Source organism: Gilliamella sp. LMG 34362 (assembly GCF_984569125.1).
In genome coordinates, this window is sequence record NZ_OZ474902.1 from 1,528,992 (window position 1) to 1,547,434 (window position 18,443).

The window sequence follows — 18,443 nt, forward strand, 5'->3', positions numbered from 1 at the left end:
AATGTTAATTTGATAGTATGAGTAAATTCAATAAGTTTATAAGAAATCCAGGTATATTTTTTAGGGACTATTTTATAAAAAAATATCCTTTATCATTTGATGAGCAAGGTCACAATGTTATCCATGAAAATATATTGATTACGGATGATTTTAGGTTATATAACATTTATGAAAATCAATCTTCAGAAACTATTGATGTAGTTATTACTTGGGTTAATAATAATGATCCAAATTGGGTAAAAAAACTAGAATATTATAAAGCTCATAATAAAATTGAGCTTAATCGTTTATCCATTGATAGTTCAAGGTTTGAAAATCATGGTGAATTATATTATGTAATAAAAAGCATTGAATCTCACATACCTTGGGTAAATTCAATATTTTTAGTTACAGATAATCAAATCCCAGAATTTCCGTTATCTAATAAAGTTAAAATAATTGATCACAAACAAATAATAAATAGTAAATATCTTCCGACATTTAATTCTCATGTAATTGAAGCTCATTTACATAATATTCCAGGACTATCTGAAAATTTTATTTATTTTAATGATGATGTTTTTGTAGCTAGATATCTACCTAAAACACATTTTCTGAGTGGTAATAATTTGTCATCTCTATTTTTAAATAGAAAGAATCTGGAGCAAATGATTCAAAAAGGAATAAATACACCAACTTTATCTGCTAGTTTAAATTGTAGGTTATTACTATTTAGAAAGTATAACAAAAAAATAAATAAAACTTTAGCTCATACTTACGTGCCATTAAAAAAAACATATTTTGAGTTAGCATGGTCATTGTTTTCAAATGAAATTGAGAAGTTCCTTTCTAATCGGTTTAGAAATGAAAATGATCTTAACCTGGCAACTTTTCTAGTTCCTTGGATGATATATCTAGATGGTAAATCCAAATTATCACGTGATATTTGTTACTATTTTAATATTCGTTCAGCTTCAGCTAAAACGCATTATACTTTTCTCAATAACAAATTTAAGTCATTACCTCACTCTTTTTGTGCAAATGATTTTTCATCAGAAAATATTAACGGGATAAACTACAGGGATAACTTATTAAAGTTTCTTGATGGATTTTATCGATAATTAAATAACAATAGATTAAAATTTTCTTTAATCTAATAATTTCATGATTTATAGGTTTTAACACATTATGTCAATAAGAAAAAAATGGAATAAATTAAAAAGAAATCCTAAACTCTTTTTTTCCGATATGTATGAAAAACGAAGAAATGTAATATTAAAGCATTCTCCATCAATAAAATACAAGACCAAACAAAAGTTTTCTGTAGTATCAGCTGTTTATGGTGTTGAAAGATATTTAGATGATTATTTTAAAACCTTAGTCAATCAAACCATTGGATTTAGTGAGCATATACATTTAATTCTAGTTGACGATGATTCTCAAGATAATTCCGAACAAATTATCAAAAAATGGTTAAAAAAATATCCAAATAATATTACTTATATTCATAAAGAAAATGGTGGACAAGCATCTGCACGTAATTATGGTATGGATTATGTTAAAACCAAATGGGTAAGTTTCATTGATCCTGATGATTTTATTAGTTTAAATTATTTTGAAGAAGTTGCAAAAATAATTGATAAAAATGAAAAAGATATTGGTTTAATCAGTTGTAATTTTATTTTTTATAATGAAAATTTGAATCAATATAGTGATACTCATCCGTTAAAATATCGTTTTGCTAATGGAATCAATTATGTATCAAATTTTGATTTTGGTAAAAATATCGTAATGTCGGTTAATTCAGGAGTATTTTCTACAAATATAATCCTTGAGAATGATCTATTCTTTGATACAAGACTGAGACCTTCATTTGAAGATGCTCGTTTTGCATCCGAATACATATATTATATTAAATCGTTAAAAGTGGCTTTTTTACCAGCCGCTAAATATTATTATAGAAAAAGAGAAGATAACTCCTCAACTTTAGATACATCTTGGAACGATAAACGAAAATTTTTAGATGCTTTAGAACGAGGTCCAATATTTGTTTTGAAATTTTACAAAGAAAAAATGCAACAAATACCAGATTTCATTCAAAGACAGGCTTTATATGATTTCGCTTGGATTTGTAAACGTTTGTTAAACAATCCTAACCCATTGAATATTTTAAATGCTGAAGAAAAAATAAAATTTTATGAAAATGCTGAAAAGATTTTATCTTATATAGATAAAGAAATAATTATGAGTTTTGAATTAGCTGGAATATGGTTTTTGTTTAAAGTAGGGTTATTAGGAGCTTTTAAAGGTATAACAGATATAAATCAGATTGCATATATTGAAAAATATGACCATATTAAAAAAGAGATACTAATTTCATATCATAGTTATAATGATAGCAATATTACTATATTATTTGATAATAAAGATACAATTCCCAAATATCAAACAAAGAAAAAACACACTTTTGGAGATAAATATTTTGTAACAACGTATAAATTATGGGTTCCATTACCTGATAAATTTAATTTATTAGAAATTAAATCTAATGGCAGACACTCAAAAATTTATATCAAAGATACCTTTTTTTATAACGGGGTTAATCATGAAAAAATGAAGCAATATTTATCTAAGTTTATTCAAAAAAATAAAAGAGATCATTGGATCCTTATGGATAGAGACTCTGTCGCTGATGATAATGCTGAGCATTTGTATAGATATATTAGAACAGAACATCCTGAGCAAGATATATATTTTGTATTATCAAATAAATCTCATGATTGGAATCGTCTGAAAAAAGACAATTTTAACTTATTAAATTTTGGGTCATTTGAACATAAAAGATTATTAAAAACTGCATCGAAAGTAATTAGTAGTCATATTGATAAATATATTAATGATTATTTTCCTGATGGTTCAATGTTAAAACAACAATTTGTGTTCTTACAACATGGGGTAACCAAAGACGATTTATCAAATTGGATTAATACCAAAAAAAATATTAGTATTATGGTAACAAGTACTAAACCGGAGTTTAATTCAATTGCATTTGATGATAAATATTATTTAACAAGTAAAGAAGTAAAATTAACAGGTTTCCCTAGGCATGATGTTTTATTGCAACAAAAAAACAAATTTGAATCAAATCAAAAAACAATTTTAATAATGCCTACATGGCGTGACTCACTCTTACCTAAAGCAAAAACTGATCGTTCCGAGCGTGATAGAAACCCTGACTTTATGTTAACTGATTATGCTACCCATTGGAAAAGTTTTTTACATAGTAAAGAGTTAAAAAAAATAACAAATAGTGGTGTGAAAATTATTTTTGCGCTACATAAAAATATAGAACCCTATATAGATGAGTTTGAAATACCTTCATATATTGATCAATGGCATTCTAAAAGCTATAGTATTCAAGAACTATTTTTGAAAGCAACACTCTTAATAACTGACTATTCATCAGTAGCATTCGAAATGGCCTATCTAGAAAAACAGGTCCTTTATTATCAATTTGATGAGGATGAATTTTTTTTAGGAAAACACACCTTTTCAAAAGGTTATTTTGACTATAGACAACACGCTTTTGGTCCTGTTGTTACAACAGAAAAAGATTTGAATAAAGCTTTGAAAGATATTGTTAAAAATAATTTTGCTATTAAAGAACCATATTTTTCGAGAATAAAAAATGTTTATCCTTACCGGGATGGTAAATGTTGTGAAAGGACTTTCGAAGCAATTAAAGATTTAGATAAACCTAATGAAACTTCAGAAGAAGTAGATTTTACAATATTAGCTGATTTCCTACTAAGATCGTATGAGGAACTAAACTGGCCTATAGCAATAAACCGCGCAAAAAGATTATTATCTATTGATAAAACACAAGAAGATATAGCCAACCTTATTTTGGCTGAGGCAAGTTATTATCAACGAAATCCCTCAATATTTCCAACTGATATTAAAAATATTAAAAATGATAAAGTCAAAGCATTTGTTTATATGGGATTAGAACAATGGGAGAAAGCTTATGATAGTTGGAATAGAGTAAATGAAAATTCAAGTACAAAACTTTTTTTCCAGTTAGTTTGTTGTCAGCACATAACCAATAATAATGATTATATTGTTAAAATTCAAAATGAGTTTTCGCAATGCTCAGATTATGATCAAAAAATGTCATTATTGATTAATGCATTAATATCAGCAGCCGAGAAAAATTGGAATAATTCTATAGAGCAATTGAATATTTTACTTAAAAGTAATGTGAATGAACATTTTCTGAAAAAGTTTTTTCCTGAGTTAATTCTGGCAGACGTATATAGAAAAAATAATGAACCTGATAAATGTCAAACACAATTAGTTAATTTTGAAAAACATAAAACCAACAACTTTGAATTTGAATTGCAGAAAATTAAGTTATCTTTATTGAAAAAAGATTATTCTAATGTGCTAAATTATTTTAAAAAAACATTTAACAATAATTTTATGATAAGTCCTATTTCTGCCTTAAATGTTTATGTTGAAGCGTTAAAAATGTCTGCAAATTGGGAAGAAATTATAACCTGTTCAAATATATTGTTGAAGATGCAAAATGAATGGGGAGTTGTTGCGCAACAAATGTTAGCTGAAGCAAGTTATAGAAAATTTACACCATCCTTATTTTTTGATAATGTTAAAGTTAAAATTGAAGACATTAAAGATGCTAAAACTAAGGCATTCCTTTTAATGACTCAAGAAAAATGGAGTGACGCTTTTCAATACTGGAAAAGAGTAACAGATAAAAAAGCAATAGATTTCTTCTATTTGTTAATTTGCTGTTATGTTACACATAATTCATCATGTGCAATTAAAATTAAAACTGATTTTTTAAATAAACATGTTTTTGAGCAAAAAGAAATAGATGTATTAAATGCACTTGTATATATGACACAACAAAAATGGGACGAAGCTGTTACTCTGCTTAATCCTTTTATAACTGCTAATAATTGTAAATATTTTCTGAGAAAATACAAACCACAATTAATTTTAGCTGATATATTCCTTGAAATTGAAAAATTTGAAAAAATGAATAAATTATTAGAGGATTTTGAAAAACATACACCTAATGATATGGAGTGTAATATACAAAGAGTAAAATTGGCTCTTGCACAAAAAAACTATCAAAAGGTTATTAATTTATTGAATAAGCTATTTAATAATAATTATCAGTTAATGACGCCATCAGTTTTATCTGATTATATTGAAGCATTAACTATGTCTGTTAATAACGAAATAGCAAATTTAGATAAGATTGTTGAATTCGCAGATAAAAGATAAATTTTAAAAGTGACAACCTATTTATTAATAGATAGGTTGTCAACAAATAATAAGATAAATTTAATATTAATTAATTTTTTTCAATAATATTGATTTTTCGTTAAAACATTGAACAATGTATATTTCCATACAAAAAAATCAAATCTGGCTTTTTTGTAATGCAAATTCAAGCCATAAATTTCTATAAAAATGCAAATGACTATAATCATTGAAAATGAAGCATTTCATATAGTTTGTTTCATTTTTCCTCTAATTAAAATATAACAATGTTTGAATTATGATTACACTACAAACCTATATCATCCTAATAGTTTTCAAGAGCTGTAAAGAATAAAAAGTTATTTTTCATCAATTAAGACTGATTTAAATTATTACAATGAGTTAATCCAAATAGAATACTTTGCGATTCATCCTAATAAATTTTAAAAAATTAGAAGTTTCAATAATCATAATTAATTTAAATAATAAAATAATAAAATAATAAATTTGGAAATTAAAACAGGTTGTAGTAAAACAGCATTTTTGCGAAAATATATCAAATTTTATTTAGTTTTTTAAATAAAATTATTTATATTAAGTATAGTAATAAGGAATTTGTATATGATGCGAGTTGGATTATTTCTTCTAACTAACTTAGCGGTTATGTTTGTATTTGGTATAATTCTGAGTATTTTAGGGGTTAACGCCCATAGTACCTTAGGATTACTTATTTTTGCCGCTATTTTTGGTTTTGGTGGTTCATTTATTTCTCTTCTTTTATCTAAACGAACGGCATTACGTTCTGTTGGCGGTGAAGTGATCAAAGAGCCTCGTAATGATCAAGAACAGTGGTTACTTGATGTAGTGCGTCGCCAATCAGATCAACTTAAATTAAAGATGCCGGCGGTAGCTATTTATGAAGCAGATGATATTAATGCTTTTGCAACAGGGGCGACCAAAAACCGTTCTTTAGTTGCGGTAAGTACTGGATTATTATCAGCAATGACTCAAGATGAAGCAGAAGCGGTAATTGGTCATGAAATGAGTCACGTAGCAAATGGTGATATGGTGACCATGGCACTACTACAAGGTGTATTAAATACCTTTGTTATCTTTATTTCACGGATTATAGCGTCAATGTTTGCTAAAGTGATTGAAGATCGTAGTGAAGCATTAGCAGATATAGCCTATTATGTAATAGCAATGATATTCGAAACTATCTTTGGAATCTTAGCAAGTATGGTTGCCATGTGGTTCTCGCGTTACCGCGAATTTCATGCCGATGCAGGTTCTGCAAAATTGGTAGGTTCTGCAAAAATGATTGCCGCATTAGAAAAACTAAAAGTAAGCCATGAACCAAATGAAGAAGCGTCAATTTTAGCTTTTTGCATTAATGGTGAGAAGAAAGCCAGACTTTCGCAACTATTCTTATCACATCCACCTTTAGAAAAACGAATTGAAGCTTTAAAAAACCAATCAATTATTGGTTAATTAAACTTTAAATATTGGTTTAATAAACAAATGAAACTTTAATGGCAAATAGTAATAATATTTGCCATTTATTTTATCAATCGATAATATTCCTAGAGATTTAATATGTACCTGCAAACCAACAATAATAAACTTGAATTACTTAGTCCTGCGAAAAACATAGACATTGCCAAACAAGCAATCTTACATGGAGCTGATGCAGTTTATATTGGAGGCCCGCATTTCGGTGCCCGTCATAATGCCGGTAATTCAGTCAGTGATATAGCCGAATTAGTTGAGTTTGCGCATCGTTTTTATGCCAAAGTTTTTGTCACATTAAATACTATTTTGCACGATAATGAACTTGAGATGGCTCAGCAATTGATCTGGCAATTATATGATGCGGGAGTTGATGCCTTAATTGTTCAAGATATGGGCATATTAGCCATGGATATTCCGCCGATAGATTTACATGCTAGCACGCAAATGGATATTCGAACCCCAGAAAAAGCTAAATTTCTTTCTGATGTTGGTTTTTCACAAATAGTTTTAGCTCGAGAATTAAACTTAACTGAAATAGCGAATATTTATCAACAAATAGATGCCAATATAGAATTTTTTATTCATGGTGCTTTATGTGTTGCATTTTCAGGTCAATGTTATATTTCTCATGCTCAAACGGGCAGAAGTGCAAATCGAGGTGATTGTTCGCAAGCATGCCGTTTACCATTTACATTAAAGGATGATCAAGGTCGTGTTATTGCTTATGAAAAACATCTTTTATCAATGAAAGATAATAATCAATCCGAAAACTTAATCGAATTGATACAAGCTGGAGTTAGGTCATTTAAAATAGAAGGACGTTATAAAGATTTAAGTTATGTAAAAAATATAACTGCTTTTTACCGTAAAAAACTAGATGAAATTTTAGAAAAATCGGATGATTTTGTAAGTGCATCAAGTGGTAGAACTCAACACTCATTCACTCCAGACCCAAATAAAACATTTCATCGAGGTGCTACTGATTATTTTGTTCGGGGTAGACAATCCAATATTGGCGCTTTTGATTCACCTAAATTTATTGGCTTACCTATCGGTGAGATGACGAAAGTTACTAACCAAGCAATTGATATTAAATCTGAAAAAGTTTTAACTAATGGTGATGGATTAAACGTTTTGGTAAAACGTGAAATCGTAGGATTCAGGGCTGATAAAGTTGAAAAAATTGCTAATAATCATTATCGAGTGTTTCCTAATGAATTACCTAAGGTATTTCATTCCTTAAAATTACCTTATCAAATTAACCGTAACCTAGATCATAATTGGCAACAAGTTTTATTAAAAGAATCGAGTAATCGTCGAATTGGTGTAGCATTTGAATTGATAAATCAATCAAATGTTGTTCAATTGATAGCAACGAGTGAAGAGGGCTGTAGTGTAAAAATTGCTTTAAAAGGTGAGTTTGAATTAGCTGAACAATCTGATAAAGCTCTCAAAAATATAAAAGATAGCTTATCAAAACTTGGTCAAACGATATATTACCTTACTGATTTAGAGGTTAATTTGACCGAGATATTTTTTATTCCAAGTAGCCAATTAAATCAATTACGACGAGATATTATTGATAAATTAACATTGGAACGGCTAACTCATTACCAAAGAAAGTTACGTAAACCACAAACGGAACCTTCGCCAATTTATCCAGAAGAGCATTTAAGCTTCTTAGCAAATATTTATAATCATAAGGCTAGAGAATTTTATACTCAGCATGGCGTTAAACTAATTGAAAGTGCTTTTGAAGCACATGAAGTTAAAGATGATGCGCCATTAATGATTACAAAACATTGTTTGAGATTTGCGTTTAATTTATGTCCTAAACAAGCTAAAGGTATTCAAGGTGTGAAAACAAAAGTAACACCAATGAAATTAGTACAAAATAATAATGAAGAATTAATACTGAAATTTAATTGTAAAGCCTGTGAAATGCAAGTTTGGGGTAAAATCAAAAATCATATTTTAAAAATGCCATTACCAGGAAGTGAATTGATTTTATTGACCAATAAATAATTACAGTCAAAGAATCGAAATTTACTGAATAACTCAGTTCTTTTTAAAAGAAGAATTGAGTTCGTAATAATGAACTATATTTAACATAATATACATTATTATAACTTTAAATATCTGATTTATAATAAAATTACCTCAAAAGAAAAGGGCGATTATATTACTCCTCTAATAACTCCCAAAATAATAATTTATTTATTATTAATAACAAAAATCATTATAGTAGCACTCAACTAATGATGTTTTATTAATAATTGTTTAGAAGCTTATATTTATTAAGGCATTATAGAATAAGCAATATTTGACTTGAATCAATTCTTATTGTGATAAATATTATGGATTTTATTCAATAGTTTTATGACAAAAATTATGATATAGACCCTTTTCATTAGCTAACAGTTTATATGACTAATATCGAATTGAAAGCGCTTAGGCGTTTATTTTTTCTTGATGTTGCTGATGCCGCAACATATATCGGTAAATGCTCAAAGCGAGCATGGCAATATTGGGAAAGTGGAAGCAGAAAAATTTCAGATGATGTTATAAACATCATGAATAAACTTAAAGAAGAAAGGACTGAATTACTTTTATTATTACAGACTGATAACTTATTCAGTAATTTGGTTTATTCAAGGTTAATTGATTCAGTAAAAGCTGAGCTTTATTCTAAAGGTTTTATTGATAAAATAATCTATTAAGTTTACATCATATTTTTTATAGCTTCAGCAAACAACGTCGGTTAAAAATCGAAAAATGTGCATTAATAATGTAAAACACTGTTTTTCTCTTTCAATTGAATTCTGAAATTTTTAAAAGATTATACACGTATGATCTATAATCATTATATGAATTGAGTATATTTTTTCCTCTTGATGATCTTATTTTCAATTTATAGCTCTTAAACTCTATATAAGAAAACTTTTTTATAATTAATAATAGTTCATCGAAAAATCATGATGCAATTAAAAATATATCAAAAGCGATAGCAATTCAATATAACATTAGATTTTGATTTCGGATGTTCAATGAAACCTGAATTTTATAAATAAAGTTCGATAATCGTAAATGAAATTTAAAGAATTTAAATATTGGATTTTTTTAACCGAGCAGGAATAAAATACTATCTAATGAATTGATTGCTCAACAAGTAATTGAATCTATTGGTTTAAGTAAGTTGCAATTACAAAATCTGCAACAACAGAAAAATAATGTAATTCCGATGTTTAGAGTTATTGATATTGATTTTAATAAACAACGTCCAGCATGGTATCAAGAACCAACATCATTTTATGATAACGATGAAAACCTTTTGTTATTTAAATTTGCATCATGATTTAGCACCCCTCTTATAAATCTGTATTGGTGCGCATAATGTATATTATGTTAAATAATATAAGATGAAATATATCTTCTATAATCTCTCTATCCTACTCGACTTATTTTGATTTTTAGTAAATTAAAAATCAAAATAATTTACCAAAAAATGGTAATTTAATTATTTAATAATAATTTTCTATTCCCTTTCTATTTATTGAATAATAGAATATAAACTATATAGTTAGTTTTTGTTTTATCATAAAATATGGTAATCTTAACAATCAAAATCTTTAACGGTTCTATTTAGGTTTATATGCATACTATTTATAAAACATTGCGCAGCAATAGTTATTCCGTTCCTTGTGAATTATGTAGCATTGGTGGATTGTGTATCCCAATGTTACTTAATAATTCACTAAGTGATGTTTTAGAACGGAAAAAATCATATTTAAAAGATGAAATCGTTGTTAAATCAAAAACTCCATTTAAGAAGTTTTATATTGTTCATTCTGGCGCATTAAAGACGTTTGTCACTACTCCAGAAAATACTGAACAAATTAATGGATTTTATTTACCTGGAGATATCGTTGGTTTAGACTCTATTTCGACTAAAGTCTATAATAGTAATATTCAAACATTAGGTAATACCTTGCTTTGTGAACTTTACTATGATGAATTAATGTCATTAATTGATAGTAACAAAGATGTTCGTGATTTGATATTTAAGTTATTAAGCACAGATATTTATAATTATCAAAAATTAATTCTATGTTATTCGCAAAAAAAATCTGAAGAACGTCTTGCTACTTTTATCTATTCTCTTTATCTTAGATATCAGCAAAGAGGACATACCTCTTTAAATATTAAACTAGCAATGAGTCGTGCTGATATAGCCAATTACTTAGGATTAACGATTGAAACAGTCAGCCGAAATTTAACAAAATTACAAGAACAAAATATTTTAACAGCCAAAGGAAAGTTCATATATATTAATAAGTTAGAAGCTTTAATAGAAATATGTAACTAAATTTATCTGTGCTAAATTAATTAAAATTTACTGTAAGGTTTTTATATGACAAGTTTAAAGAAAACATTTATCGCTGCGACTATTGCTCTTATTCCCTGTTCTTCATTTGCTGCACAACAATTAACTGAAGAACAAGCTAATAGCATGCAATCTTACAAAAGCATTACTATTCGAGGTGCTTTTTATACTGATAGCGATTACGTTATGGCTATGTCAAAAGCTGCTGATAATGAAGGTGCGGCTTCTTTCTATATTACTACTACCAATATTAGTCCTTCTAATGATACTTTACGAATTGTTTATGCTAAATTGTATAAATCAGACGCTCCTAAAGCTGTTGAAAAAGCGGAAAGTTTACGTAAGTTTGAAGGTGTTTATGAGTATCCAAAATCAAAAGCAATTCGTTTAGAACCATTTAATATTGTCCGTATTCGTGGTTATTTTCCAACCGATTATGATATTAATCAAGCAATTGCTAAAGAAGCATCAGCTCAAGGGGCTTATGGATTTTATATTGATTCACGTTCAGAAATAGGTAGTAATTTACAAATTGCAGCTTATATATTCAAAAAAGATGCACCAGAACGTAAATTACAACCAGAAGATGCTATTCCTTATGATTCTGAAGCGGGGCAATTAGCTTTAGCTAAAGGTGGTGATGCTGCAATGCAGGTTGAAAAACCAGGGTATTATTCTCCTTCAGCGTTCAATGAAAAATATTATGCCGATAAGTTTAATAATAAAGTTATCGATAAAACGGCTACCACTACAACAACTGCTACTGTAGCTAAAGTTGCAACATCATCAAGTACTGAAACAACGACTTCTGTTGTTACAGAACCTCAAAGAGTAACTCGTTACACTGTAACATTACCGGATGGAAGAAAAATTCAAGAACTTAATGATGCTACAGCAGCTAAAATGGTTGCATTTGATACATTGAAATTTAGAGGCTATTATGTCACTGATCAAGAAATTTCTTATCAAGCAGGTAAACGTGCGATTGAGGCTGGCGCAAAATATTACCATATTGCTCGTGTAGCACATGATACTAAAGGTCCAAATATTACGGTATTTATTGATCTTTATCGATAATAAAAAATGGGCGCCTAAGCGCCCTTCTTTTTATTATCATAACTTATCAGATTATAGATTCTAAAATTATAACTCTGTCGATACAGTCTCTATTTGTTGTCTTATGCGTTTTGCAGAAATTGGGTATGGCGTTCCTAATTGTTGGGCAAAAAGATTAACTCTTAGTTCTTCAATCATCCATTTAATGTTAGTCACTTTACTTAATGATTTTTGATTTTCGGGCAAACTATTTAGCCAAGTTTGATATTCATTCTTAACTTCTTCTATTATATTCATTGCTTGTCTATCTTTAGCCATATTCGAACCAAGCTTTTCTAAACGTTTTTCAATCGCAGATAAATAGCGATAAATATCAGGAAGCTTGTCATAACCGGTTTGTGCAACAAACCCTTTATAGACTAATTCGCTGACTTGCTGTTTTATATCAGATAAAGCAAAAGCAAGGGATAGATCTACTCGACCTTTTAATTTTTTATTAATATTAAAGTGTAACGTTAATATTGATTCTACTTGTTTAGCAATATCAACAACAGTTTCATTGATATGGCTTTTCGTATAAGTTAGAAGTAGTTGATATTGTTGTTGATTATCAATAAGTTGGTTGTTTTTTTCTATTAAATGATCAACGCCACAAGCAATACAATCATCAATAAGATTAAGTACTGTGCCAAATGAATTAAAATATAAGCCTAACTTAGATTTGTTTGGCAGTTTTTCATGTAAATATTTTATTGGTGATGGAATATTGAGGATTAATAATCGACGAATACCTAATTTACTTAATCGCTTTTGTTCTTCCAACGAATCAACAAGTTTGATACTAACTGAATGTTGATTATCAATAATCGCTGGATAAGCTTTAATTATGTAATTGTTTTGTTTTTCTTCATAGATTGTTGGTAAAGAACCAAAATCCCAATCAATAATGTTGTTCTTTTCTATTTTAACCGATTTTTTCTGGGTTAAAGATGATAACGCTTGTTGAACTTCTGTTTTAAGTTGTTCTTGAATCTTAACTAAATCTTTACCGAAAGCTATTTCACTATTATGATCAACAATACTGAAATTCATCTTTAAGTAACTAGGTACTTGATCAAGTTGCCAATCTGAAGGCTCAATCCTAGTACCTGTCATTTTTCTAAATTCATTTTGTAACGTTTCAAGTAACGGCGATGCTGTTGAATTGGCTCTATTCAAAAAAGCTTCAGCATAATTTGGTGCAGGTACCAAACTTTTACGTAATGATTTAGGTAATGATTTGATTAATGAAATGATTAAATCATAGCGAAAACCAGGAACTTGCCAATCAAAACCACTATTTTTTATCTGATTAAGGATGTTGAGTGGAATAGTAATTGTGACACCGTCACGAGCATTACCAAGATCAAACTGATAACTCAAAGGTAGCTTTAAGTTGTCTTGATACCAAAAATCTGGATAATCATTCACTTTTACCGGTTGTGCAGACTTTTTGATCAACATATTTTTTTCGACATTGAGAAATTCTGGATCAATTTTTTGTTTAGTTTTCCACCATGTATCAAAATGCTTTGCAGAAATCACTGATTTATCTATTCGTTCATCATAAAAATTATATAGGTCATCATCATCAATCAGAATATCTTGACGTCGAGACTTATGCTCAAGCTCTTCAACTTCATTGATTAATTTTTGATTTTGCTTATAAAAACTGTGGTTAGTTTGCCAATCACCTTCCACTAACGCATGGCGTATAAATAAAGAGCGACTTAATATTGGATCAATTTTACTGTAATTAACCGTACGACTAGCAACAATTGGTAATCCGTATAAAGTGACTTTTTCGTTTGCAATGGTTGTGCCTTGTTTTTTAGACCATCTCGGTTCACTGTAACTGTATTTAACTAAATGTTTAGCTATTGGTTCGATCCATTCAGCTTCAATTTTGGCTGCAGTTCTGCCCCACAATCGGCTGGTTTCAACTAATTCACTAGCTATACACCATTTTGGTTGATTTTTAAAAATCGCTGAATTAGGGAAAATAGCAAATTTGATATTACGGGCACCAATATATTCATGTTTTTCGATTTCTTTCATCCCAGCATGCGATAATAAACCACTTAATAGTGCAATGTGTAATGAACGATAATCCGGTAATTGGCTATTGATCGGAAATGCTAGTTGTTTAACTGTTTGCCTAATTTGCGTATAAACATCTTGCCATTCACGAATACGCAGATAATTGAGGTATTCTTTTTGACATAAGCGTCTAAATTGATTACCCGATAATTCTGCTTGTTGACTGGCAATATAATTCCATAAATTAATAAAAGAGATAAAGTCTGATTCTTTATCGGCAAATCGTCGATGTTTTTCATCAGAAGCTTGCTGTTTATCAAATGGACGTTCTCTAGGATCTTGTATTGATAATGCTGCTGTAATAATCATCACTTCTTTTATACAACCTAATTGCCTTGCTTCAACTAACATTCTCGCTAATCGAGGATCTATAGGCAACTGAGATAAAATTCGACCTATATCAGTTAAGTGATAATGATGATGTTTAGTATAAATAGCTCCAAGTTCTTCTAATAGTCGTATACCATCACGAATATACCTAGAATCAGGTGATTCCACAAACGGAAAAGCAGCAATATCACCTAATCCTAATGATGTCATTTGTAATATAACTGAAGCTAAATTTGTTCGTAATATTTCTGGTTCTGTAAATTCAGGTCTTGATAAAAAATCTTGTTCATCATAAAGCCGAATACAAATACCGTCCGATGTTCTACCACAACGCCCTTTTCTTTGATTTGCCGATGCTTGAGAAATTGGTTCAATTGGTAATCGTTGTACTTTAGTACGATAGCTATAACGACTAATTCTGGCTAAACCGGGGTCAATAACATATTTAATGCCTGGAACAGTTAACGACGTTTCAGCAACATTAGTTGCTAATACAATCCGTCGCCCATTATGCGGTTGGAAAATGCGATTTTGTTCTGATGCCGATAGTCTTGCGTATAAAGGTAGAATTTCAGTATGTTTCAATTCTAATTTTCTTAATGTATCAGCAAGATCTCGTATTTCACGTTCTCCCGTTAGAAAAATGAGTATATCACCAGCACTTTCCAATGAAAGCTCATCAATAGCATTAATGATCGGTTGAAAATCATTGTTTTTATCACTTTCAGAATCCTCACTAAAAATCACTGGCCGATACCTAACTTCAACCGGATAGGTTCTGCCAGATACTTCAATTATCGGAGCATGATTGAAATGATTAGAGAAACGTTCAACATCTATTGTTGCCGAAGTAATAATAACTTTTAAATCAGGACGCTTAGGTAATAGTTGTTTTAAATATCCTAAAATGAAATCTATATTTAAACTACGTTCATGGGCCTCATCAATAATGATAGTATCATATTGCAGTAATAGCTTATCTTGTTGAATTTCTGCTAATAAAATTCCATCAGTCATCAATTTAACCAATGTACTATCACTTACATGATCTGAAAATCTAACTTTGTAGCCGACTAATTGCCCTATTTCCGTCTTTAATTCTTCAGCAATACGGTTAGCTACCGAACGAGCGGCTAATCTTCTCGGTTGAGTATGACCAATATAGCCTTTTACACCTAGTCCTAATTCTAGACATATTTTGGGAATTTGTGTGGTTTTACCTGAGCCTGTTTCGCCAGCAATGATGACTACTTGATGATGTTTAATTGCTTCATAAATAGCCTGTTTTTTTTCAACTACCGGTAAATTACTAGGAAAATCAATATGATTAGGTAAAGATTGTAATCGAACATTATAATGTTCGACAGCTAAATTTATTGCTGATTCGATTTCAGCAACATTTTGTTTTTTATTAATAAGCTTTCTTATTTTTAGTTGATCTAAGAAAGTCATTGACGACAATTTGTTTAATTGTTGTTGAGATACCATAAGGCGTTGAGTATATTATTTACAATTATAATTATTATAAATTATAGCAAATATTCTTTATTTATAGGAGATTAAATGAAGAAATCACTATTACTATTATCAGTTTCGGTAATATTTAACTTAAGTGGGTGCACTTCGTCTAATAGCATCACAGAACAGGATCTTATGCATCATCATTATGTCCTGATGGAAAATAATGGTTTGAGCTTGCCTGTTTTCAAAAAAGCTGATTTAGAATTTGGCGAAAATATGATTATGATTGGAAAAATGTGTAGTGAATTTTCAGCTCAAATCAAACTTGAAAATAATATGATCAAAGGCCAGATAATCAATATGACCAACATTAAATGTCAGAACAAACAATTAGATTTACTCGATAATGTGATTAAAAAACTGATTATTGATGGGGCAAATATTCAATTAATTGACACTAAATTAGTGCTAAAAAATAACCAAGACACACTTATCTTTCAATTAAAAGATTATATGTAACTAAAAAACCCCTTTCCTCAAAATTTTTATAAAATCTATTGTTATTATCCAATCTGTTATCTTTACTAATTGTATAAACTTAAAACAGATTTGATGATAAAAAAACTTTATTTAAAATAGAGTTAAGTCTATAATGAAGCCAGTTTTTTGAGGGTCTATATTTTAATGAAAATAGTCAATTTTTCAGATACTGAAATAAAATTAAGTAACTATTTTTCAGTTACTCGATCCTTCTTATATCCCTTTCAATCCAATAAGAATATTTTGCATTTAGACATATACCCAGTTTATATGAAATTTAAACATTAACCTTAACAAGTAGTGATAATATTATGAAAAAGACAAAAATTGTTTGTACTATAGGACCAAAATCAGAATCAAAAGAGATGTTAACCAAATTATTAAATGCAGGCATGAATGTAATGCGTTTAAACTTCTCTCATGGTGATTATGAAGAACACGGTAATCGAATCAAAAATTTACGTGAAGTAATGCAAGAAACAGGCTTAAAAGCGGCAATTATGTTGGATACTAAAGGTCCAGAAATCCGTACTATTAAGTTAGAAGGCGGTAATGATGTATCACTTGTTGCTGGTCAAACTTTTACTTTTACTACCGATGAAACCGTAGTTGGTAATTCAGAACGTGTTGCGGTTACTTATAAAGGTTTTGCTCAAGATCTTAAACCAGGCAATCGTGTATTAGTTGATGATGGTTTAATCGCTATGGACGTTGTCGAAATTAACGGTAATGAAGTTGTTTGTAAAGTATTAAATAATGGTGATTTAGGTGAAAATAAAGGTATTAACTTACCAGGTGTTTCTATTAAATTACCGGCACTTGCTGAAAAAGATAAAAATGATTTAATTTTTGGTTGTGAGCAAGGCGTTGACTTTATTGCTGCATCTTTTATTCGTAAACGTTCTGACGTTGAAGATATCCGTGCTCATCTTAAAGCTCACGGTGGTGAAGAAATCAAAATTATTTCTAAAATTGAAAACCAAGAAGGTTTAGATAATTTTGATGAAATTTTAGAAGCTTCTGACGGTATCATGGTTGCTCGTGGTGACTTAGGTGTGGAAATCGCTGTTGAAGAAGTTATTTTTGCTCAAAAAATGATGATCAAAAAATGTAATAAAGCGTCAAAACCAGTTATTACTGCAACACAAATGTTAGACTCAATGATTAAAAACCCTCGTCCTACTCGTGCTGAAGCTGGTGACGTTGCTAATGCAATCATTGATGGAACTGACGCAGTTATGTTATCAGGTGAAAGTGCTAAAGGTAAATATCCATTTGAAGCAGTAAATGTGATGGCTACTATCTGTAAACGTACTGATGGTACTATTCCAGCTAAACTTGAATTAACAACCAAAGAAGAAACATTACGTATTACTGCTGCAGTATGTTGTGGTGCAGTTGAAATTGCTGAACGTTTAAATGTGCCATTAATTGTTGTTGCTACTCGTAGTGGTAAATCTGCTCGTGAACTTCGTCATTACTTCCCGACAGCTCGTATTTTAGCGCTATCTTCAAGTCAAAAAACAGTTAATCAATTAGCATTATCTAAAGGTGTTGAACCAATTTTAATTGATGCGATTAATTCAACTGATGATTTCTACCGTTTAGGTAAAGAAATGGCGGTTAAAGTTTGTAACGCAAAACAAGGCGATACTATTGTTATGGTATCAGGTGCATTGGTTCCAAGTGGTACTACTAATACAACTTCGGTACACCGCATCTAATCATTTTAAATTTGTTTAAATGAATG

Annotated in this window: 11 protein-coding genes; 10 read left to right on the top strand and 1 reads right to left on the bottom strand. The window is 29.5% G+C overall.

What is annotated here, in order from left to right:
- Positions 1–17 precede the first annotated feature (17 nt).
- The 8 genes from AC5LWZ_RS07100 (at position 18) to AC5LWZ_RS07135 (ending at position 12,244) form a co-directional block, all read left to right on the top strand.
- The gene (locus AC5LWZ_RS07100; protein ID WP_493463351.1) at positions 18–1,100 is read left to right on the top strand and encodes a stealth family protein; all 1,083 of its coding nucleotides are present in this window, start codon (positions 18–20) and stop codon (positions 1,098–1,100) included.
- Positions 1,101–1,167: 67 nt separating this feature from the next.
- Positions 1,168–5,292, top strand: a complete 4,125-nt coding sequence (locus AC5LWZ_RS07105) for a bifunctional glycosyltransferase/CDP-glycerol:glycerophosphate glycerophosphotransferase (protein ID WP_493463352.1) — start codon at positions 1,168–1,170, stop codon at positions 5,290–5,292.
- Positions 5,293–5,892: 600 nt separating this feature from the next.
- Positions 5,893–6,762, top strand: coding sequence for a protease HtpX (gene htpX / locus AC5LWZ_RS07110; protein WP_110447860.1), 870 nt, complete (start codon positions 5,893–5,895; stop codon positions 6,760–6,762).
- Between the two features lie 111 nt (positions 6,763–6,873).
- Positions 6,874–8,808 (top strand): peptidase U32 family protein, encoded by a 1,935-nt coding sequence (locus AC5LWZ_RS07115; protein ID WP_493464184.1) that lies wholly within the window; start codon positions 6,874–6,876, stop codon positions 8,806–8,808.
- Between the two features lie 401 nt (positions 8,809–9,209).
- Entirely contained in the window at positions 9,210–9,503 is a 294-nt protein-coding gene (locus AC5LWZ_RS07120) for an Aca2/YdiL-like domain-containing protein (RefSeq protein WP_110447859.1), read from the top strand.
- 434 nt (positions 9,504–9,937) lie between these two features.
- Positions 9,938–10,138: a phage/plasmid replication protein, II/X family gene (locus AC5LWZ_RS07125; protein ID WP_493463353.1), complete on the top strand. Its 201-nt coding sequence runs from the start codon at positions 9,938–9,940 to the stop codon at positions 10,136–10,138.
- A gap of 297 nt (positions 10,139–10,435) precedes the next feature.
- On the top strand, positions 10,436–11,149 hold the full coding sequence (locus tag AC5LWZ_RS07130; protein WP_110447856.1) for a helix-turn-helix domain-containing protein: 714 nt from the start codon (positions 10,436–10,438) through the stop codon (positions 11,147–11,149).
- Positions 11,150–11,194: 45 nt separating this feature from the next.
- Positions 11,195–12,244, top strand: a complete 1,050-nt coding sequence (locus tag AC5LWZ_RS07135) for a YdgH/BhsA/McbA-like domain containing protein (protein ID WP_493463354.1) — start codon at positions 11,195–11,197, stop codon at positions 12,242–12,244.
- A gap of 66 nt (positions 12,245–12,310) precedes the next feature.
- Here AC5LWZ_RS07135 and hrpA read toward each other — a convergent pair whose 3' ends face one another.
- Positions 12,311–16,180, bottom strand: coding sequence for an ATP-dependent RNA helicase HrpA (gene hrpA, locus AC5LWZ_RS07140; protein ID WP_493463355.1), 3,870 nt, complete (start codon positions 16,178–16,180; stop codon positions 12,311–12,313).
- Positions 16,181–16,255: 75 nt separating this feature from the next.
- Between hrpA and AC5LWZ_RS07145 the strand changes: the two genes are divergently transcribed.
- Together AC5LWZ_RS07145 and pykF are read left to right on the top strand one after the other, a co-directional pair.
- Positions 16,256–16,672 (top strand): META domain-containing protein, encoded by a 417-nt coding sequence (locus AC5LWZ_RS07145; protein ID WP_493463356.1) that lies wholly within the window; start codon positions 16,256–16,258, stop codon positions 16,670–16,672.
- Between the two features lie 332 nt (positions 16,673–17,004).
- Positions 17,005–18,417, top strand: a complete 1,413-nt coding sequence (gene pykF, locus AC5LWZ_RS07150) for a pyruvate kinase PykF (protein ID WP_086358947.1) — start codon at positions 17,005–17,007, stop codon at positions 18,415–18,417.
- Positions 18,418–18,443: the final 26 nt, after the last annotated feature.

What these genes read in the sequence shown, in the direction of transcription:
- AC5LWZ_RS07135 (WP_493463354.1), top strand. Translation starts at nt 11,195, where the DNA reads ATGACAAGTTTAAAGAAAACATTTATCGCTGCGACTATTGCTCTTATT.
- AC5LWZ_RS07145 (WP_493463356.1), top strand. Translation starts at nt 16,256, where the DNA reads ATGAAGAAATCACTATTACTATTATCAGTTTCGGTAATATTTAACTTA.
- htpX (WP_110447860.1), top strand. Translation starts at nt 5,893, where the DNA reads ATGATGCGAGTTGGATTATTTCTTCTAACTAACTTAGCGGTTATGTTT.
- hrpA (WP_493463355.1), bottom strand. Translation starts at nt 16,180, where the DNA reads ATGGTATCTCAACAACAATTAAACAAATTGTCGTCAATGACTTTCTTA.
- AC5LWZ_RS07105 (WP_493463352.1), top strand. Translation starts at nt 1,168, where the DNA reads ATGTCAATAAGAAAAAAATGGAATAAATTAAAAAGAAATCCTAAACTC.
- AC5LWZ_RS07120 (WP_110447859.1), top strand. Translation starts at nt 9,210, where the DNA reads ATGACTAATATCGAATTGAAAGCGCTTAGGCGTTTATTTTTTCTTGAT.
- AC5LWZ_RS07100 (WP_493463351.1), top strand. Translation starts at nt 18, where the DNA reads ATGAGTAAATTCAATAAGTTTATAAGAAATCCAGGTATATTTTTTAGG.
- AC5LWZ_RS07130 (WP_110447856.1), top strand. Translation starts at nt 10,436, where the DNA reads ATGCATACTATTTATAAAACATTGCGCAGCAATAGTTATTCCGTTCCT.
- pykF (WP_086358947.1), top strand. Translation starts at nt 17,005, where the DNA reads ATGAAAAAGACAAAAATTGTTTGTACTATAGGACCAAAATCAGAATCA.